13 protein-coding genes and 1 pseudogene are annotated in these 20,480 nt (G+C 66.7%); 8 read left to right on the plus strand and 6 right to left on the minus strand.

Annotated elements, in window-relative coordinates; translation table 11 throughout:
• Positions 1-22: 22 nt before the first annotated feature.
• A complete protein-coding gene (locus tag CR919_RS16860; RefSeq protein ID WP_099820992.1) occupies positions 23-679 on the plus strand; it encodes a response regulator transcription factor in 657 nt (218 codons plus the stop codon).
• Between the two features lie 64 nt (positions 680-743).
• On the opposite strand, the gene CR919_RS21100 is transcribed toward CR919_RS16860, so the two are convergent.
• The 3 genes and pseudogenes from CR919_RS21100 to CR919_RS16875 all read right to left on the minus strand — a co-directional run bounded on the left by CR919_RS21100 (position 744) and on the right by CR919_RS16875 (position 5,490).
• Positions 744-1,475, minus strand: coding sequence for a hypothetical protein (locus CR919_RS21100; protein WP_133119631.1), 732 nt, complete (start codon positions 1,473-1,475; stop codon positions 744-746).
• A gap of 124 nt (positions 1,476-1,599) precedes the next feature.
• A pseudogene (locus CR919_RS16870) lies at positions 1,600-4,252 on the minus strand (PAS-domain containing protein).
• Positions 4,253-4,320: 68 nt separating this feature from the next.
• Positions 4,321-5,490 carry a porin gene (locus CR919_RS16875; RefSeq protein ID WP_033831977.1) on the minus strand — a complete coding sequence of 390 codons (1,170 nt, stop codon included), beginning with the start codon at positions 5,488-5,490 and terminating at the stop codon, positions 4,321-4,323.
• Between the two features lie 330 nt (positions 5,491-5,820).
• On the opposite strand from CR919_RS16875, the gene CR919_RS16880 reads away from it, so the two are divergent.
• Together CR919_RS16880 and CR919_RS16885 are read left to right on the plus strand one after the other, a co-directional pair.
• Positions 5,821-7,176 (plus strand): dicarboxylate/amino acid:cation symporter, encoded by a 1,356-nt coding sequence (locus CR919_RS16880; RefSeq protein ID WP_099820994.1) that lies wholly within the window; start codon positions 5,821-5,823, stop codon positions 7,174-7,176.
• A gap of 217 nt (positions 7,177-7,393) precedes the next feature.
• Positions 7,394-9,685 (plus strand): NADP-dependent malic enzyme, encoded by a 2,292-nt coding sequence (locus tag CR919_RS16885; RefSeq protein WP_025874126.1) that lies wholly within the window; start codon positions 7,394-7,396, stop codon positions 9,683-9,685.
• Between the two features lie 399 nt (positions 9,686-10,084).
• Here the strand turns inward: CR919_RS16885 and CR919_RS16890 are convergent, their stop codons facing one another.
• Together CR919_RS16890 and CR919_RS16895 are read right to left on the minus strand one after the other, a co-directional pair.
• Positions 10,085-10,840, minus strand: coding sequence for a basic secretory protein-like protein (locus tag CR919_RS16890; RefSeq protein WP_099820995.1), 756 nt, complete (start codon positions 10,838-10,840; stop codon positions 10,085-10,087).
• On the minus strand, positions 10,837-14,181 hold the full coding sequence (locus CR919_RS16895) for a GH92 family glycosyl hydrolase (RefSeq protein ID WP_099820996.1): 3,345 nt from the start codon (positions 14,179-14,181) through the stop codon (positions 10,837-10,839). Before CR919_RS16895 ends, CR919_RS16890 begins: the two co-directional genes overlap by 4 nt.
• 436 nt (positions 14,182-14,617) lie before the next feature.
• On the opposite strand from CR919_RS16895, the gene CR919_RS16900 reads away from it, so the two are divergent.
• From CR919_RS16900 to CR919_RS16915, 4 genes are all read left to right on the plus strand, one after another.
• Positions 14,618-14,815 carry a zinc-finger domain-containing protein gene (locus tag CR919_RS16900; protein WP_025874129.1) on the plus strand — a complete coding sequence of 66 codons (198 nt, stop codon included), beginning with the start codon at positions 14,618-14,620 and terminating at the stop codon, positions 14,813-14,815.
• A gap of 15 nt (positions 14,816-14,830) precedes the next feature.
• Complete coding sequence (locus CR919_RS16905; RefSeq protein ID WP_099820997.1) at positions 14,831-15,946, plus strand: glycosyltransferase; 1,116 nt, start codon at positions 14,831-14,833, stop codon at positions 15,944-15,946.
• Positions 15,927-17,258, plus strand: a complete 1,332-nt coding sequence (locus tag CR919_RS16910; RefSeq protein WP_099820998.1) for an O-antigen ligase family protein — start codon at positions 15,927-15,929, stop codon at positions 17,256-17,258. Before CR919_RS16905 ends, CR919_RS16910 begins: the two co-directional genes overlap by 20 nt.
• A 233-nt stretch (positions 17,259-17,491) precedes the next feature.
• The gene (locus CR919_RS16915) at positions 17,492-17,941 is read left to right on the plus strand and encodes a transposase (RefSeq protein WP_099820999.1); all 450 of its coding nucleotides are present in this window, start codon (positions 17,492-17,494) and stop codon (positions 17,939-17,941) included.
• A gap of 127 nt (positions 17,942-18,068) precedes the next feature.
• On the opposite strand, the gene CR919_RS16920 is transcribed toward CR919_RS16915, so the two are convergent.
• On the minus strand, positions 18,069-18,986 hold the full coding sequence (locus CR919_RS16920; protein ID WP_025874133.1) for an LpxL/LpxP family Kdo(2)-lipid IV(A) lauroyl/palmitoleoyl acyltransferase: 918 nt from the start codon (positions 18,984-18,986) through the stop codon (positions 18,069-18,071).
• Between the two features lie 60 nt (positions 18,987-19,046).
• Here CR919_RS16920 and waaA point away from each other — a divergent pair, with 60 nt between their 5' ends.
• Positions 19,047-20,345, plus strand: a complete 1,299-nt coding sequence (gene waaA / locus CR919_RS16925) for a lipid IV(A) 3-deoxy-D-manno-octulosonic acid transferase (protein WP_099821000.1) — start codon at positions 19,047-19,049, stop codon at positions 20,343-20,345.
• The last annotated feature ends 135 nt before the right edge of the window (positions 20,346-20,480 follow it).

Here is a 20,480-nt window from a genome sequence, read left to right on the forward strand (position 1 = left end):
GGCCTGCCCGTACAATGGCCGCATGAGCGAATACACCATCCTGATCGCCGATGACCATCCGCTGCTGCGTTCGGCGGTGGTGCAGTCGTTGCGGCAGAGCCTGCCGCTGGCGCAGGTGCGCGAGGTCGCCAGCGCCGAAGCATTGGCCGCGGCGCTGGATGCACAGCCCGATGTGGATCTGGTATTGCTGGACCTGACCATGCCCGGTGCACATGGGTTCTCCGCGCTGCTGCACGTTCGCGGTTCGCACCCGGACATTCCGGTGGTGATCCTGTCCTCCAACGATCATCCGCGGGTGATCCGCCGCGCGCAGCAGTTCGGCGCCGCCGGATTCATCCCGAAGTCGGCCCCAGCCGAAACCATCGGCGAGGCGGTGCAGGCGGTACTCGATGGTGGCCTGTGGTTCCCGGCGATGGCCGCCGAGCGTTCCGAGGCCGACGCGCTGCTGGCCAGCCGTTTGGCGCAGCTCACGCCGCAGCAGTTCCGGGTGCTGCTGTGCCTGGCCGACGGCCTGCTCAACAAGCAGATTGCCTATGAGCTGGGGTTGGCCGAGAACACGGTGAAGGTGCACGTCACCGCGATCCTGAAGAAGCTTGAATGCCACAGCCGCACCCAAGCGGCAGTGTTGGTGAAGGCGCTGGAGCCCGAAGGTGATGCGCGCGCTGGGATGGATGGCTGATCGCGGCAGGACATTGAATTGACCCGTGTATCAGGTCGTTGTTGATTCTGTTCCGCTTCCTGGATCAGTTTCCGCTGATCGAATTCAGTTCCGGATCGGTAGAGAACATGAATCTGTTCTCGTATCCCGCACCGATACCCTCAGATACTTCCGCGTAGCTGTATGTGGGAGACGATCGGTCTGACGCCAGCCTCTGGCCCCATGCCTGGTGATCGGCATTGCTTCGGGCTCGAGCGATACCAATGCATATGCTCAGGCCGCACGCAAGGCGCTCAAGAACGGCGTTCTGATCCATTGCGCGCATGAGAGACGATCGATAGTGCTTGGCCAGGTCCTGCGCATCCGGGCTGGATGCTGCGTCGATGGTCATGCGATCGATTGCTTCATAGGTACTACGGCTGGACCGCAGAAGGTCTTCAGCAGTCTGGCTTGAGATGCCTCTGTTCTGCATGAATCCAGACTCGACCTGAAGGTACTCGGATGTGCGTTCCGTACTATTCCTGGCCGACGCCGAAATGCGCTGATTCGATATGGTGCGGCCACGCGGGTTGGCTGATTCTGTTGTGTCTGGATGACGCTGGCTGATGCTGCTTTCTTCTGTAGTTGTCTGTTGATTCCCATCTTCTTTCGATGATTTTCCATCGATGCATCCGCTGCAGCAAAGGCCGAGAAGCGTCGCCACGATCGGGCTGAAATATCTTGTGGATGCAGGAGGTACGGGAGAAACGGGCACGATCAATGCCTCTGGTCTGGCTGGCCGATTGGCCCGGTCATGCAATTTTCTGATCTTCAGCAACGGTGGTAAGTAGGGCAATGGCTCGTCTGCTGTTCAGACTATGCCCATCCTCTATCCATGGGGGCGATCGCTTTTCAGCCTCGTCTCAAAGAGCGGCCGATGGTCCTCGCATGGTGCAGCACCTTTACCCGCGATGCCGCAACAGCAACTGCGTCATCAATGCACGCAGCGCCGGTGGCCGCACCGGCTTGAGCAGGAAGCCCCAACCGTTCTCGGCAGCATGCGCCTTCAGCGCATCATCGCGCTCGGCGGTCACCAGGATCACCGGCGGCCGCGCTTGCCATAGCGTGCACAGCGCTTCATACAGGTCCGGTCCGTGCCACTGCCCCATGCGCACGTCCAGCAGCAACAGCTGCGGCACGTTCAACGCGCTGGCGATTTCCACCGCGCCCTGCGGGCCGTCGGCAAGTTCCACATTGCAGCCCCAGCGTTCCAGCAGGGCACGGGTCGCCGCGCAGACATGCGGGTCATCATCGATGCTCCATACCCGACATTGCCGCAGCGGGCTGTCATCAGACGGCTCGGTCGCGATGACCGGCGCCGCCGGGCGGTGCAATCACCTCGTCGGCACGCCCGAGTGCCACGCTGACGGCGAATACGCTGCCCTTGCCCAGCGTGGAACGCAGGCTGATGCGGTGGCCGAGCAGGCGGCCGATGCGCTCGACGATGGCCAGGCCCAGGCCGGCGCCACGTTCCTGCTCCACGCCGTCGTTCAGGCGGCGGAATTCTTCGAAGATCTCGCCCTGCAGGCTTTCCGGAATGCCCGGGCCCTGGTCATGCACCTCGATGCGCAGCTGGTCACCTGCACGCCGGCAGCCGATCAGCACGCGTCCACGTGGCGTGTAGCGCAGCGCATTGGACAGGAAGTTCTGTAGGATGCGCCGCAGCAGCGCTTCGTCGCTGACCACAACCGCGCGGGTGTCAACCCAGTCAAGCTGCAGGCCACGGCTCTGTGCGGCGATGCCGAACTCGCGCGCCAGGGTTTCCAGTAAAGGCGAAAGCGCAAAAGCGCGCACGCGGACCTGCAACGACCCCGATTCCAGCCGAGAGATATCCAGCAGGCTGTTGAGAATCGCATCCTGCGCCGCCAGCGCGGCGTCGATATGGTCGCTGGTCTGCTGCTGCGCGGGGTCACTGAGCTTGCCGCGCAGCACCGACACGAACATGCGTGCGGCGTTCAGCGGCTGCAGCAGGTCGTGCACCGCCGAGGCGACGAAGCGGGTCTTGTAACGGTTGGCCTGTTCGGCTTCGCGGCGGGCTTCGTCCAGATCCTGCGTGCGTTCGGCTACGCGGTGTTCCAGCGCATCGGCCAGCGAGCGCAGTTCGCGTGCGGCGTTCTTGTAGCTGGTGATGTCGGCATAGCTGGTGACGAAGCCACCATCGGGCAAAGGGTTGCCGCGGATCTCCAGCACCGTGCCGTCGTCCTTCTCGCTCTCGCGCATGTGCGGGCGGCCGCTGCGCAGGTGGGTCAGGCGGCGTTCGATGGCTTCGTCGATCGGGCCGGGGCCCAACAGACCACGACGTGCGTTGAAGCGGAACAGTTCCTCGATCGGGCGGCCCACCCGCACCAGCCCGGCCGGGAAGCGGAACAGTTCCAGATAGCGAGAATTCCACGCCACCAGACGCTGTTCCTTGTCGATCACCACCACGCCCTGTGGCAGATGTTCGAGGCTGCGGCTCAAGCCAACGTCGGCATCGGTGGCCGCTTCCAACAAGCCGTCCTGGGCGGTGCGCAGCTCCTGCGCGTGCTGCTTGAGCAGGGTTTCCAGCTCGCGCCGGCTGCGCTGGCGATGCTTGGACAAGCGACGCCGTTGCTGCACGAACAACACCAGGAAACCCAGTGCCAGCCATGCGGCGGCGCCGGCCACGGCCGCGCCTCGGCCCGCGCTGGTGGCCGCGCTGGCGTCGTGCAGCAGATGCAGGCTCCAGTCTTCGTCGGGCAGCGCCAGGGTCTGCCACAGCATTGCCTGCGGCAGTGCCGGGTCGAGCAGGCGGACCATGCGGCCGCCATCGGCCAGCACATCTTCGGTGCGTGCACGCAGCGGTTGCAGCGAGCGATCGGCATACTGCCGCGCCGCACGCATCTCGTTGCGTTCCTCCGCGCCGAGCGGGCGCAGCAGGCGGTAGCGCCATGCATCGCGGTTGGCCAGGAACACCACGTCGTGGTTGTCGCTGGTCAGCACCACGTCCGGGCTGTTCAACCACTCCTGTTCCAGTGCGGACAGCTCGATCTTGATCACGATCACGCCGATGCGCTGGCTGTCGGCATCCAGGATGGCTTCGGACATGAAGTAGCCGGGCACGCCGGTGGTCATGCCGATGCCGTAGAAACGGCCACGGCCATGGGCCAGTGCTTGCTGGTAGTACGGGCGGTAGCTGTAATCCTCGCCGACGTTGCTGGTCGGCTGGTCCCAGTTGCTGGCGGCCACGGCCACGCCATCGCGGCCGACCAGCGTCAGCGTCGAGGTGCGGGTGACCTGGTTGGCGCGCTGCAGTTTCAGGTTCAGGCGCTGCCGCTCGGCGGGCGAGGGCGGTACCCGCAGTGCGTGCTGCAGGTCTGGATCCAGCGCCATCACCTGCGGCAGGGTGCCGAACCGGTCGATGCGCTGTTGCAGCCCCTGGCCATACAGCTGCAGCTGGCGCTGCACCTGTGCGCTTTCCGTGCCGAGCGCGCGTCGCCAGGCGTAGTGGCCGGCGGCGGCCGCGCACAGCACGGTGCCGGCCACCATCACCAGAACGGTCAGCAACTGCAGGCGGTGGCGGCTGAGCCAGTACATGGCGGCAGTCTACGCAGGGCCGGCGGGCGCGGTGTACACGCCCGCCGGGATCTGACACGTGGAAGGGATCAGAAGTGCATCTGCGCGCGAAGTTCGAAGATCTCCGGGGTGCTGTGCACACCGCGACGGCTGGCGTCGACCTTCACGTAGTTGGCCTGGAACTTGAAGTGGCTGGTCAGGTACCAGTTCGCACCCAGGGTCAGGTCGTGCTGGCGGCCGCCGAGGATGCTGCCGTCGTCCAGGTCCAGGCGGCTGTAGCGGGCCACCAGTTCCACCGCGCCGTAGTCGTGCGCCGGCTTGATGTTGGCAACGGCGCCGGCGTTGTACGGGCGCGATTCGCCGGTCAGCACCCAGCTGGCCATCGCGTACTGGCCGTGGCCGGTGTAATCGGGCTTGCCGTCATTGCGGGTGACGGTGGCCTGCAGCGCTTCGGCCTGCAGCGAGAACGGGCCGCGGATCCAGATACCTTCCAGGCCGGTGCGGCGGATCTGGTCAGCGGTGACCAGGGCCCCGGAATCGACGAGGCGGATGTCGGTCAGGCCGGCTTCCGGACGGGCGCGCAGGCGCGCGCTGGCTTCATGATGCACGTCGCGGCCATCATGGTAACCGCGCGGATTTTCCTGCGAATAGGCCAGGCCCAGGTGGATCACATCGCCCGGTGCCTTCACCGGCGTCCACACCGCACGCACCGCCTGGGTGGTGCCGGGGTTGTCGCCCTGCAGGTCCTTGCCGCCATAGGCGCCGGCCTGCAGCAGGTACTGCGGACGCTCCAGCACCCATTCCACGCCGGTACGGCGGCCTGCGTAGAACGCCTGCACGGGCAGCGCGGTCTCAAGGAAGCTGCCGGCGCGCGAAGAGGTGTTGGCATCCAGGCCGACCGGGGTCTTCATGTAGCCGAAGCGGAAACGGCCGACATCGCGACCGAAGAACGCCTTGCTCTCGAAGCGCACGAACACGTCCAGCCAGGTGTCGGCCTGGAAGTCGTAGTAGACCATCGCGTCGTACACGCCCTTCTTTTTCAGGGTCGCGCCGAATTCCTTGCGGCGCACCGCGTCGTCATCCTCGATGCCGCTGGCGGACGAGAAGTCGTTGTAGTCGTAGGCGATGTTGGCGGTAGCGGCCAGTTCGGTGCCGTCGCCAAAGGCGTACTTGGTCGGCCAGTTGTCGAAATCCGCAGCGGATGCGAAGGCGGGGAGGGCGGCCAGGGAAAGGGCCAGCAAGGTGGGAATCGGGCGCATGGGTGGTGCGGCTCTCTCAGAATGCGTGTGGACAGGACAACAACGGCCGCAATGGCCGGAACTTTCGCAATGACGCGCCCGGCCGTTCAGGTCGGGCCACCGGCATCCCCGCGATCAGCGGTGCGGCGCCAGTGTAGGCAGCGCAGCCACCTGAACCGGGGGGCTAGTACCAATAGGTTATCTGCGCGGCGGTGCGTGGCGCGTACAAAGGCGTCCATTGGTCGCACCCCGCGCCTGCAATCCAGGGGCGTGCGATCAGTTTCCACGGTAACGGTTCCCGTGCACTTCCGGGGCCGTACGTGCCTGAAAACGCCCCTTCCGGAGTCCGCCATGCACATCCCGACCGCTGCACCGGTGCCCAGCAAGCCGTTGCCGCTCTACCGCCAGCTGTATTTCCAGGTGATCGTGGCGATCGTCCTGGGCGCTGTCCTCGGCCACTACGAGCCGCTGATCGGCGAGAAGATGAAGCCGCTCGGCGATGCCTTCATCAACCTGGTGAAGATGATCATCGCCCCGGTGATCTTCCTGACCATCGTCACCGGCATCGCCGGCATGACCCATCTGCGCACGGTGGGCCGGGTGTTCGCCAAGGCGATGGCGTATTTCCTGTTCTTCTCCACGCTGGCGCTGATCGTCGGCATGATCGTGGCGCACGTGGTGCAGCCCGGCGCCGGCATGAACATCAACCCGGCCGAGCTGGACCAGACCGCGGTGCACAGCTACGTCGAGAAGTCGCACGACCTGACCCTGGTCGGCTTCCTGATGGACATCATCCCGAAGACGCTGCTCAGCGCCTTCGTTGACGGCAACATCCTGCAGGTGCTGTTCGTGGCGGTGCTGTTCGGCATCGCGCTGGCCTCGGTGGGCGAGAAGGGCAAGCCGATCCAGAACTTCCTGGAAGCGCTGGTCGCCCCGGTGTTCAAGCTGGTGCACATCCTGATGAAGGCCGCGCCGATCGGTGCCTTCGGTGCCATCGCCTTCACCATCGGCAAGTACGGCGTCGGCTCGCTGGTCAACCTGGCCTGGCTGGTCGGCTCGTTCTACCTCACCGCCTTCCTGTTCGTTGCGGTGATCCTGGGCGTGGTCTGCCGCCTGTGTGGCTTCTCGGTGTTCAAGCTGGCCCGTTACCTGAAGGCCGAGCTGCTGCTGGTGCTGGGCACCTCCTCGTCGGAGTCGGCGCTGCCGTCGCTGATGGAGAAGATGGAGCGTGCCGGCTGCAGCAAGTCGGTGGTCGGCCTGGTGGTCCCCACCGGTTACTCGTTCAACCTGGACGGCACCAACATCTACATGACCCTGGCCGCGCTGTTCATCGCCCAGGCCACCAACACCGAACTGACCCTGGGCCACCAGATCGCCCTGCTGCTGGTCGCCATGCTCAGCTCCAAGGGCGCCGCTGGCGTCACCGGTGCGGGCTTCATCACCCTGGCCGCCACCCTGGCGGTGGTGCCGGAAGTGCCGGTGGCCGGCATGGCGCTGATCCTGGGCGTGGACCGCTTCATGAGCGAATGCCGCTCGCTGACCAACTTCATCGGCAACGCGGTGGCCACGGTGGTGGTGTCGCGCTGGGAAGGCGCGCTGGACCGCGACCGTCTGAAGCTGGCGCTGGATGGTCGCGAAAGCGAACTGCCGCCGCCGGTCGACGCCGTGCCGCTGGCAATGACCGAGGCGCTGCCCGCCAAGGGCTGATCCGGGTGTGTGGTACTGCGGGGCCGGTCACGACAGTGGCACGGCCCCGCAGCGTTTCAAGGCGTCCCACGGCTGTCGAAGCTGTGCTCTGATAACGTCGCATACGCCATGGAATTGTGCGGTCGCAGCATCACTGCGACAGCATAGCGACAGGTCCGACCGCTCCAACGGGGGTATGATCCCCTGTCCCTTCTGCCCATTCATGTAACCCACATCGATGTCCAACGAAGATTTCAAACAGGCCGCCCTCGATTACCACCGGATGTCTCCGCCCGGCAAGATCAAGGTTTCCGCTACCAAGCCCATGCTGACCCAGCGCGACCTGTCGCTGGCGTATTCGCCGGGCGTGGCGTACGCCTGTGAAGCGATCAAGGCCGATCCGCAGCAGGCCAGCGAGCTGACCGCCCGCGGCAACCTGGTGGCGGTGATCTCCAATGGCACCGCGGTGCTGGGCCTGGGCAACATCGGCGCACTGGCCGGCAAGCCGGTGATGGAAGGCAAGGGCGTGCTGTTCCAGAAGTTCGCCGGCATCGATGTGTTCGACATCGAAGTGGACGAGAACGACCCGGACAAGCTGGTCGACATCATCGCCTCGCTGGAGCCGACCTTCGGCGGCATCAACCTGGAAGACATCAAGGCACCGGAGTGCTTCATCGTCGAGCGCAAGCTGCGCGAGCGCATGAAGATCCCGGTGTTCCATGACGACCAGCACGGCACGGCGATCATCGTCGGCGCCGCGGTGCTGAACGCCATGGCGATCACCGGCAAGAAGATCGAAGAAGTGAAGCTGGCGACCACGGGCATGGGCGCGGCCGGCATTTCCTGCGTGAACATGCTGGTGCAGCTGGGCCTGAAGCCGGAGAACATCCTGGCCTTCGACCGCGAGGGCGTGATCCACACCGGCCGTACCGACCTGGACCCGGAAAAGCTGCGCTATGCGCGCGACACCGACAAGCGCACCCTGGCCGAGATCGTCGACGGCGCGGACATCTTCCTGGGCCTGTCGGCGCCGGGCATCCTGACCGCCGAGATGGTCAAGACGATGGCGCCGGACCCGGTGATCTTCGCGCTGGCCAACCCGACCCCGGAAATCATGCCGGAACTGGTGCGCGCTGCGCGTCCGGACGCGATCATCGGTACCGGCCGTTCGGACTACCCGAACCAGGTCAACAACGTGCTGTGCTTCCCGTACCTGTTCCGCGGTGCGCTGGACGTCGGCGCGACCGCGATCAACGAGGAAATGAAGATCGCCTGCGTGCGTGCTATCGCCGCGCTGGCCCGTCGCGCCGCCACCGACATGGGCTCGGCCTATGGCGGCGAGACCCCGAGCTTCGGCCGCGAGTACCTGATTCCGCGTCCGTTCGACCGCCGCCTGCTGGTGGAGCTGTCGGCTGCCGTGGCCCAGGCCGCGATGGATTCGGGCGTGGCCGCCCGTCCGATCGCCGACATGGAAGCCTACCGGCAGAAGCTGTCGCAGTTCGTCTACCGCACCAGCCTGATGATGAAGCCGGTCTACGACCGCGCGCGCAGCGACAAGCAGCGTGTGGTGTATGCCGAAGGCGAAGAGGAAGTGGTGCTGCAGGCGGTGCAGAACGTGGTCGACGACGGCCTGGCACACCCGATCCTGATCGGTCGCCCGGAAGTGATCGAATCGCGCATCGAGCGCCTCGGCCTGCGCCTGAAGATCGGCGAGAACATTGAAGTCACCAACATCAATGACGACCCGCGCTTCAACGAATACTGGCAGTACTACCACGGCCTGACCGGCCGTCGTGGCGTCACCGTGGCCGCCGCCAAGAACCTGATGCGTTCGCGCCCGACCCTGATCGCCGCGGTGATGGTGGCCCGTGGCGAAGCCGATGCGATGCTGACCGGCATCGTCGGCCGCTTCCACAAGAAGCTGGGCTACGTGCGCAGCGTGCTGCCGCTGGAATCGAAGGTCACCTCGACCTCGGCGATGACCGGCGTGATCAACCAGCAGGGTGTGTTCTTCTTCGTCGACACCCACGTGCAGGAAGACCCGACCGCCGAGCAGCTGTGCGAAGCGACCCTGCAGGCGGCGTACCGCATGAAGCTGTTCGGCGTCGAGCCGAAGGTGGCACTGCTGTCGCACTCCAACTTCGGCAGCCACGATTCGAAGGATGCGCTGAAGATGCGCCAGGTGCGCGAGCTGCTGCTCAAGCGCAACCCGCGTCTGAACGTGGACGGCGAAATGCAGGGCGACACCGCATGGGATGAAGCCCTGCGCCAGAAGCTGCTGCCGGGCTCGACCCTGCAGGGCCGTGCCAACCTGTTCGTGCTGCCGAACCTGGAAGCGGCCAACATCGCCTACAACCTGGTGCGCGTGTTCACCGATGGCGTGGCGATCGGCCCGATCCTGATGGGCGTGAACAAGCCGGTGCACATCCTGACCACCAGCGCGACCTCGCGCCGGATCCTGAACATGACCGCGATTGCCGCCGTCGATGCGCAGATCCGCAAGCAGATCGAAGCGGAAAAGAAGGCGTAAGCCTTCGTTCCGCTGCGATCTGCAGAAACGCGCCCCGCGGGGCGCGTTTCTGTTTCCGCCCAGCGGAAACCGGATCGGGTAGCGCCGGGCCATGCCCGGCGAGCGCGCAGCGCGGCGCTTCTCGCATTCCGCCAGGCGTGGCCCGGCGCTACCGGAGAACTGCAGCCGCCCGGTAATCGCCCTGCAACCTCGCTGCGGCCCAATACGCCCACGCGGCCTGGCCGTGGGAAGGGACCGGACCGGCCTTCCCACCCTGGGCCCGACCAACTTTCCATGGGCGGAGCAGTGTCATGCGCAGTCGAGTGAGCAAGCGGTATTTCCAGCAGTTGTTCGCGCTGTACGCCGGCTTCGTGCAATCGCGTTGAAGGCCGCCGGGGCATCGCCCCGGCAGCGTCGAACTTACCGCCGCTTCGCGCGTCGCGCGGGCGGCGGCGCAGGGGCCGGGGAGCGCGGCTTGGCGAACTCCGTCCACAGCGCCGGCAGCGTCTTGCCGGTGTGTTTCTGCCACAGCGCGGGTGCATAGCGCCCGTCGCGCAGATCCTTGTCCAGTGCCAGCACCAGTCCCGGGTGCGCCGCTTCGGCCCACTTCAGGAAAGCACCGGTTACCCGATAGCCACTTTCCACCGTCTGGCCCTGGCTCAGCTTGTCCGGCAACGCCCAGCCGGCAGCGGCGTTGTTCATGCCGTAGCGATCGCGCGCGTAGTCGGCGATGCCCTCCACCAGCCAGCCCGGCACGCGCTTGTCGCCGTAGCTGGGGTAGCCCTGCACGATGTGCATTGCTTCGTGGGTCACCAGATCGATGTCATCCGGGTGCTGCACCAGCCAGCCCGGATTGATGGTGATGGTGCTGGCCTTGTCCTTGTCGCCGACGAAGGCGACGCCGTTGTACGCCGGATCGATCACGATGCGCACTTCGTTCGGCGCGGCCGGGCGGAAGTCCGCACGCTCGCGCAGGTAGGCGAAGTAGAACGTATCGATGATGCGCTTGCGTACCGGCGCGGCCAGCGCACCGGCAGCATCCTGGTAGTACAGGGTCACCCCGTCACGGCTGACCTGGCCATCGAAGGCCTGGGTCTGCGGCTGTGCCTGGCTGAGACTTGGAAATACAAGGGCGGCAAGAGCGAGGGGGAGGAAACGTAGGCGCATGGACGTCATTGTAGGGGGGAGGGCGCCAACAGTTCGATCTCGGCCAGCTGCAGGCGCCCCGGCGCAGCCAGGCGCAGACGGTACTCGGCGTAGCGTGAGGGCGAAGCGATACGGAACGGGCGGGTCTGCCGGGCCGAGGTGAAATCTTCGCCGCGGCGCTGGTCCAGTGTTACCCAGCGCCCGTTGCCGGTACGTGCTTCCAGTGTCCATTCGCCGCCGCGGATAGCGCCGTCACCGCTGGTCAGCGTGTACATCGTCGGTACGCCATCGCCCACGTGGCTCAGCGCGATGGTCGCGCCACCACCCAGCGGCACCGCCGTTGTGGCATCGTCGTCCACCAGCGCGGGCAGGGCGCGACCGTCGGCCAGCGTTGCCTGCGCGCCGCTGCCCAGAAGGTCGTGCAGCAGGTGCGGCCGCTGGCCACGGGCGGTCAGCGAGCGCGGTACATCATCCACGCCGCTGCCCCAGCGCGACGGCTGCGGGCCCATCACGAAGTCCAGGGTCGCACCCTTGGCGATCACTTCGTGCGGCACCCAGGTCTTCGTCCACGGCTTGCCGTTGATCTTCAGCGACTGCACGTACACGTTCTCACGCGAATTCTGCGGCGCATTGACGGTCAATACCGCACCGCCCTGCAGCTCCACGCGCGCATGCTGGAACGCCGGCGAACCAATCGCGTATTCCGGCGCGCCCATCCGCAGCGGATACAGGCCCAGCGAGGCCAGCACGTACCACGCCGAGGTCTCGCCGTTGTCCTCGTCGCCCGGATAACCCTGGCCGATCTCGCTGCCGACATACAGCCGCGACAGGATCCCGCGCACATGCTGCTGGGTCTTCCACGGCTGTCCGGCATACAGGTACATCCACGGGATGTGGTGTGCCGGCTGGTTGCTGTGCGCGTACATGCCCATGCGCACGTCGCGCGCTTCGGTCATCTCGTGGATGGTGCCACCGTAGGAGCCGGCGAACGCGGCGTCGGCGGTTTCCGGCGTGGCGAAGAAGGTATCGAGCTTGGCGGCCAGCTTGTCGCGGCCACCGTACAGCGCAGCCAGGCCTTCGCCATCGTGGGCGGCGGTGAAGGCGAAGGTCCAGCCATTGGATTCGGTGTAGTCGTGGCCCCACACGCGCGGGTCATAGTCCTTGGCATCCAGGCGCCAGCTGCCATCGGCCTTGCGGCCCTGGAAGAAGCCGGCGGCCGGATCGAACATCGTCGCGTAGCTGGCGGCGCGGTAGCGGAAGTAGTCGGCTTCGGTGGCGTAGCGTTCGCGCGCGGCCGGCGTGCCTGCACGCTTGGCCAGCGCTTCGGCCATGTTGGCGATGCCGAAATCATTGAGCGCCCCTTCCATCGTCCACGACATGCCCTCGTGCACGTCGGCGCTGGCGTAGCCGCGGAACGTTGAGCGGTCCATGCCCTTGCGGCCGACATGGCGGTCCGGCGGCACCACGGTGGCGTTCTTCAGCGCTGCGGCATAGGCCTCTTCGGGATCGAAGCCACCGATGCCCTTCAGCCATGCATCGGCGAAGGCCACATCCGAACTGGTGCCGACCATCAGGTCCGCGTAGCCGGGCGAGGACCAGCGCGCGATCCAGCCACCGGCGCGGTACTGCTCGATGAAGCCCTGTACCAGCTGCCCGGCATCATCCGGGGTGAACAGCGCATACGCCGGCCAGGTGGTGCGGAACGTGTCCCAGAAGCCGTTGTTGACGAAGACCTTGCCGTCGCGCACCGGTGCGAAGCTGCGCGTTGCGCTGCCATCGGTGTTGTCATCGGCGGCGCTGGCCTGGCTTGCATAGCGCCAATCCGGAGCGGCGGCGGTGCCCGCATTCTCGTGGCCGGAATTGGGGTACAGGTACAGCCGGTACAGGCTGGAGTACAGCGTGGTCTTCTGGTCGTCGCTGGCGTTGCCGATGTCGAAGCGGGCCAGGCGCGCGTCCCACGCATCCTGTGCACGCCCGGCCACGCTTTCCAGCGTATCGGCTGCGGCGATTTCCAGCGCCAGGTTGTGGCGTGCCTGCTCGATGGAGATCAGCGAGGTGGCGATGCGCATCGTCACCCGGCGCTCGCTGCCTGCGTCGAACTTGATGTAGCCGGTCGGGCGGCCGGTACCGATCTGGCCGCTGCTGCGCCACGGCTTGTCGAAGCTGGCCACCACATACATGCGGGTGGCGCCGTTGGACAGGCCGCTGCGGGTATCGGTGTAGCCGGATAGCGTCTGCGTGGCGGCATCAAGGGTGAGTCCGCCGCGCGCATCAACGTTGTCGAACAGCAGGTTGGCGTCGCCGCCTGCGGGGAAATCGAAGCGGAACAGCGCGGCATGGTCGGTGGGGGCGATGGATGCGGCGATGCCGTTGTCGAAGCGCACGTCGTACCGATACGGGCGCGCGCTTTCCTGCGCGCGGTCGAAGGACAACGCCCGCTTGCTGCGATCAGCTTCAGGCACACCGCGCGTGGCGGAGGGCATCACCTGGAAGGTCTGGCGGTCGCCCATCCACGGGCTGGGCTGGTGGCTCAGGGCAAGCGCCTGCAGCTGCGGCCGGTTGTTCGCATCGTTCTGCTCGTTCCAGCGGTATAGCCAGTTCAGTGCGCCGGCATCGGTCACCGGCGTCCAGAAGTTGAAGCCGTGGGGTACAGCGGTGGCCGGGAAGTTGTTGCCGCGTGAGAAAGTGCCATTGGCCTGGGTGCCGCGCGTGGTCAACACCCAGTCGGAGACACGCTGCGGTGCCTGTCGTGGCTGCACGTCCAGGCGCACGTCGTCGATCCAGCCCGACACGGGCGCGCCATCGGCGCTGGCCACCTCGAGCTCGATGCCGATCACGCGGCGGCCCTTCAACGCGGGCACATCGCCAAGGCGTACCGCCTTGCGCGCCCACTGCTGCGGATACAGCGTCTTCGAATCGCCCTGCGCCTGTGCGCCCAGCGCCACGCCGTGCTGGTCGCGCGCGCCGCTGGCGGAGACGCGGCTGCCATCGTCCAGCAGCAGGTCCAGCGACACATAGGTGGAGGCCACGGTGTCCTTGCCAACGATCTCCGGCAGTACCAGCCAGGACAACGTGGTGTCGGCGTCGATGGGCACATCGGTCTTGAACAGTTCGCGGCGTGCCTGGCCGCCGTTGGCGCTGTAGTGCAAGGCATGCAGGCCGCTGTAGCCGACATTGCGCTTGGCCGCGTACGGCGCGCCCGGGCCACTGCCGACCTCGACGGACAGCGCGCCAGCGGATCTGGCCGGTGCCGGCTCGCCCGGCTCGAAGGAGGTCTGCAGCCCTTGCGCCAGCACCGGCGTCGCAGTGGTCGCACAGGCCAGGGCCAGGGCGAGCGGAAGCAGGGCGCGGCGTGGATCGGACAGGGTCATGCAGGGTCTCCCGGTAGGGCAGGCGGCAGGCAGAACCCGCATCGGCGAACACCACGGACAGCATCGCCCCGTCCGCCGCAGGGCAGTCGGGAGGCGATGCAGGTCCGGTGGGGGGCGGGCCATGCGATCGGGTCAGGAATGGATCGGACCCGATGCTGCAACAGCGGGCAGCGCCCTGACAAGTGCCATTTAGTTCGATCCAAATGCGGGAAATTCGAACGGCGGCCGGTTCTGCGCGGAACTGACTGGCCTGCTTGGGGATTTCCCGCCGCAGGGCAGGGCCGCGCCGGCGCCAAAGGGTCAGCGCGGTCGCGCGGGGCAGCATCGGCGAAGGCTGGAAGCTGGCCGCCGCGCGCAGCGGCCACGCAGCGCACGGTGTTTGCCGGGCCCAGATGCTAGAATCGCAGGCCTCGCAATCCGTTCATCGACATCCGCCATGAGCCATACCGCCACCGCGCCCGCCAACGCCGAAAAGCGCTACACCGTGCACCGCAGCGATCTGCCGCTGAGCTGCCCGACTCCGGAAATGGCGCTGTGGAACTCGCATCCGCGGGTGTACCTGCCGATCGAAGACGAGCCCAACGGGCAAGCGCAGTGTGCTTACTGCGGCGCCGTGTTCGTGCTGGCCGACTAAGCGGCCGCCCCCTCGATGCGCCGATTGACCGTGGTGCAGTTGCTGCCGGCGCTGCACTCCGGCGGTGTCGAGCGCTCGACCCTTGAAATCGCCGCGGCCCTGGTCGCTGCCGGCCATCGCGCGCTGGTGGTGTCGGCCGGTGGTCGCCTGGTGCAGCCGCTGCTCGACAGCGGTGCCGAACACCTGACCCTGGATATCGGCCGCAAGTCGCTGCTGACGTTGCGCCATCTGCCGACCCTGCGTCGCCTCTTCACCGATGTGGGCGCCGACATCGTCCATGCCCGTTCGCGCCTGCCGGCGTGGCTGGGGCTGTACGCGATCCGTGCGATGCAGCCGGCGCAGCGCCCGCATTGGGTCACTACCGTGCATGGGCTGAATTCGCCCAGCCGCTACAGCGCGGTGATGACCAGCGGCGAACGCGTGATCTGTGTATCCAACAGCGTGCGCGACTACGTGCATACGCATTACCCGACGGTGCCGCACGCCAGGCTGCAGGTGATCCCGCGCGGGGTGGATGTCAGCCAGTTCCCACGTGTGGCCCGCGCCGATCGGCGGCCGCGGCTGGCGCTGGCGGCGGACTACCCGTGGCTGGCCCAGGTCGATGGACCGCTGTTGCTGTTGCCCGGTCGCGGCACGCGGCTGAAGGGGCACGTCCACGCGCTGCAGTTGCTGGCCGATGTCCGTGCAGCAGGCGTGCCGGCACAGCTGTGGATGCTGGGCACCGACGAGCCTGGCCGCGAAGCCTATGTGGCAGAGCTGCGCAAGCAGGCAGACCTGCTTGGCGTGACCGACACCGTGCACATCAGCACGCCGACCGCGCGCATCGCCCAGGCGTACGCCGCCAGCGATCTGGTGCTGCAGCTGTCGGACAAGCCGGAAGCCTTCGGTCGCACCGTGGTCGAAGCGTTGTCGGTCGGCAGGCCGGTGCTGGGTTGGGACCACGGCGGCGTCGGCGAACTGCTGCAGCAGCTGCAGCCCAGTGGCGCCGTGCCGCTGGGCAATGCGCAACTGCTGGGTGAACGTGCGCTGGCCCTGCTGGCACAGCCGCCATCACTGCCGGGTCGTATCCCGTTTACCCTGCAGGCCATGCAGCGCGATACCCTCCGTCTTTATGCCGACCTCGCTGGCTGACGCCACGCCGCCCCTGCGCGACGAGCGCGCCGGCCGCTGGGCACCCTGGTGGGTGCTGGCCTACGTCGCGTTGTGGCCGCTGCCAGGCATCGCCGAAACGGTGCTGGGCCTGGGAGCGTTGTACGCCGCCGCACGCATGGTCATCCGCCGGGTGCAGCATCGACCGCATCTGCTGAGCCCGGCCGCGTGGGCGCTGACATCGATTCTCTTCCTCGGCTACTGGTTGCCGCAGGCGTTCTCGGCCTTCGATGCCGTGGACCCGTCGGCGTCGTGGACCAAGGCGGCGGCCGGGCTGCGCTATCTGCCTTTCATGTGGCTGGTGGCGATCGCGGTGGCTACCCCGCAGCGGCGGCGCTTGACCCTGGGTGGGTTGGCGCTGATCACCGGCCTGTGGACGCTCGACGCGCTGGTGCAGGCACTGGCAGGTACCAGCCCATGGTTCTGGTCGCTGCAGCAGATCAAGCTGGCCATCAGCGGCCACGCATTGTGTCCGGCTGAAGAAGCCGCGCTGGCTGATCGTCTCAGCGGGGCGCTTGGGCCGTGCAACCTGAAATTCGGCCAGGTGCTGGCCAGCCTTTCGCCGTTCCTGTTGTTGCCGGTGGCGCGCCGTTTCGGCAATGCGGGCTGGTTGCTGGCCGCTGCTGCAGTGGGTGTGGTGCTGCTGCTGGCCGGCTCCCGTGCCTCATGGATCACCTTCAGTCTGGTGGTTGTCTACAGCGGCGTGCGCCAACTGGGGTGGAAGCGGCTGGGCCTGCTCGCGCTGCTGGGGGTTCTCTCGGCAGGCGTACTGACCGCCAGCGTGCCGCAGCTGCGGGAGCGTGTGGCCCGCACCGCAATGGCCTGGGATGGGGGCGAGGACGGGGTCGAACAGGCACTGTCCGGTCGTACCCGCATCTGGAGCGCGGCGGCCTGCATGATCGAAGCGCATCCGATCAATGGTGTCGGTGCACGTGGCTTCCGCGATGCCTATCCCCATTGCGTTGCGGATGAAGGGCCGGCGGTGTGGGGCACGATGCCGGCGCTGCACGCCCATCAGATCGTGCTGGAAATCCTTGCCGAAACCGGTGTGCTGGGTCTGTTGCTGTGGCTGGCGGCGGTGGCGCAGGCATGGCGTGCATGGCGCTTCGCCCCGGCAGCGGCGCGTGAGCGTGCACGGCCGGCGATGCTGGCACTGGCGGTCACCGTGTTCCCGCTCAACACCCACCTGGCGTTTTATTCCGCGTTCTGGGGCGGCCTGACCGTGCTGCTCGCCGCGCTGTTCGTCGGCACGTTGCTGGTGCGCGAACCGGACGATCTGCCGCGCGCCACGTAGCGCCGTATCCACGCATGGCGTGGCTCTACTGGAGTGCGTGGGGCGGGGCTGTATCCATGCATGGCGTGGATTTACCGGATTACGCGGGGACGATGGTCGTGTCTGATCAGTAGATCCACGCCATGCGTGGATGGGCTTTCCCATGAACATTGGCCGTCGTCGCGGCTTTTCCCGACCTGCCGCGAGGTGGTCCGCCAATGCACGCAGGGTCGCGCAACCCGCAGTCTGTGCCCATGGCAAGCCCCAGACTCCGTTACGGTCGCTATTCCCGAACCGGCAACGTGTACTCACTGACCACGGCGACCCACGGCCGTGCGCCCTTGTTCGCCGATGCCGCCAACGTGGCGGTCCTGGTCGATACCCTGCGTTTCATCGAACGCAATGGTTTCAGCCACAGCTTCGCCTGGGTGGTGATGCCCGACCACCTGCACTGGCTGATGGAACTGCAGAAGGGAACCCTGGCCCAGTGCATGGCCGTGCTCAAATCACGCAGCAGTCGGCTGCTGAACCGGCAATTGGGACTGAAAGGGCCGCTGTGGCAGCACGGCTACCACGACCATGCGGTGCGCACCGATGAATCCCTTCATGAAAAGGCGATGTACATCCTGGCCAATCCGGTGCGGGCTGGACTGGCCAGCGAGTTGGGGGAATACCCGCATGCGTGGTGTCGCTGGCCGTTGTAGATTCCGGTGTCGGAACGGAGAGCATCCACGCATGGCGTGGATCTACTGGAGTGCGCGCGACGATGGTCGTGTCTATTCAGTAGATCCACGCCATGCGTGGATGGGGCGTTCCCGACCGCCCGTCAAATCACTTGTAGAAATCGCTCCGCCCACCGGGCTGACGCTTGAAGCGGCGATGGATCCACAGGTACTGGTCCGGCGCCTCGCGCACCATCTGTTCGATGGCCTGATTGACCCGCGCGGTATCCGCTTCGACATCTTCGCTGGGGAAGTTCTCCAGCGGCGCGCCGATCTTCAGGAAGTACTTCCCGCCTTCGCGACGATGGAAGTAGGGGATGACCGCACATCCGGTCATCCGCGCCAACTGGTGGGTCGCGGTGATGGTGGATGCGGTGTGGCCGAAGAACGGTACGAACACCGTGTCCTTGCCGCGCATGTCCTGGTCGGGCGCGTACCAGAGGAAGCCGCCCTTCTTCAGGTGGCGCACCGTCGCACGGATGTCCTCGTTGGCGTACATCGCCTTGGCGTAGCGCAGGCGACCGAATTTCACCGCCCACTCGTACACCGGGTTCTTGTGCTTGCGGTACATGCCCGACAGGTCGACGTGGTCGCACAGCAGGCGGCCGCACATCTCCAGGGTCATGAAATGGCCCGAGACCAGCAGCACGCCACGGCCTTCGGCCTGCATCTGCTTGAGGTGTTCCAGCCCTTCGATGTGCACCTGCGGGCGGATACTGTCGATGCTGCCCCACCAGGAGCGCGCGCATTCGAAGATGCCCACGCCCAGTGCGTCGAAGCTGTCGCGCACCAGGCGCTTGCGCCAGGCCTCGTCCTTCTCGGGGAAGCACAGCTTGAGGTTGACCTCGGCGGCGTGGCGGCGGCTGCCGGCCAGGCGCCAGGCGATCGAGCCGACGCCGCGGCCGAGCACGCGCTGCAGCGTCCACGGCAGCCGGGCGATCCCGAAGGCGGTGAACATGACGGCAAACATCGGCCAGTTGCGTGGATCGCGCAGCGACGGACGGACGGCGGTGGTGGCATCGGACATGCCGCCATTCTACCAACCCGGCCGCGTGTCTTTCCCGGGGGGCTCCCGTATCCTTGCCGCATGCGTAAAGACCCTGTCGAATGGATCCTGCGTGGCCTGTACTCGGCCGTGCTGTACCTCCTGCTGCCGATCACCGTGTACCACCTGGTCTGGCGCGGCTTCCGGGTCCGTGAATACTTCCGGCGCTGGGATGAACGCTATGCGTCCTATCCGCAGCCGAGCGGCCAGCCGCGGGTCTGGCTGCACGCGGTCTCGGTGGGCGAGGTCAACGCCGCTGCACCGCTGGTCAACGCGCTGCGCGCGCAGCGGCCGGACATCCGCTGGGTCATCACCACCATCACCCCGACCGGCTCGGAACGGGTGCGCGCGCTGTGGGGTGATGCGCTGGACCACGTGTACCTGCCCTACGACGTGCCGGGCAGCGTTAACCGCTTCCTCGGCCACTTCCAGCCCAGCCTGGCGCTGATCCTGGAAACCGAGCTGTGGCCGAACATGCTGTTCGGTTGCCGCGACCGTCGCATTCCGGTCTACATCCTCAATGCACGCCTGTCGGCACGGTCGCTGCGCGGCTACCGCGTACTGGCGGCGTTGATCCGGCGTGCGCTGCGCACGGTCACCTGCGTGGCCGCACAGTCACAGGACGACGCCGCACGCTTCGTGCAGCTGGGGGCGGCGCCGGAACAGGTGCAGGCGCTGGGCAACCTGAAGTTCGACATCGCCACGCCGGACGTGCAGCCGTTCATCGAACAGTTCCATGCCCACGTACCGGCCATGCGCCCGGTATGGATCGCGGCCAGCACGCATGATGGCGAAGAGCAGGCGGTGATCGACCTGCACCGCCGCCTGCGCCAGCAGCATCCGGACCTGCTGCTGCTGTGGGCGCCGCGGCATCCGGAGCGCTTCCCCAAGGTGGAGGCGCTGGCCCGCGAGCAGGGCTGGAACGTGGCGACGCGGCGCGCACAGCAGTGGCCAGGGGCCGCCAGCGATGTCTTCGTCATCGACACGCTGGGCGAACTGATGCCGTTCTACGGCTGTGCCCAGGTTGCCTTCGTGGGCGGCAGCCTGCAGGCCATCGGCGGCCACAACCTGCTGGAGCCTGCGGCAATGGGCACTGCAGCGGTGACTGGCCCGCACCTGCACAACTTCGCCGAGATCTCGCGGCGCATGCGTGAGGCCGGCGCACTGCTGATCGGTGAGGACGTGCAGGCGGTGGGTGATCTGCTGCTGCACCTGCTCGACGACGCGCAGGCGCGTGAAGACATGGCCCGCGCCGGTTGCACGCTGGTCAGCAATGGTCGCGGCGCGCTGCAGCGGACCCTGCAGCTGGTGGCTCCGCATTTGCCGCCACCGCTGGCCTGAGCCCCCGTGTGTTGCCGCCAGGCCTCCTGCCCGCTGGCTCTCTCTGTCGTGATCGCCTGTATCAAGCGCGCTTGATGGCCTTGAATCTGTCGTAGCCGGACCGCTGCCGCCGTCCGCTGCGTGCAGGCTGTCACA

Origin of the sequence: Stenotrophomonas sp. LMG 10879, from assembly GCF_002750935.1 — a bacterium.
GTDB classification, from domain to species: Bacteria; Pseudomonadota; Gammaproteobacteria; order Xanthomonadales; family Xanthomonadaceae; genus Stenotrophomonas; species Stenotrophomonas lactitubi_B.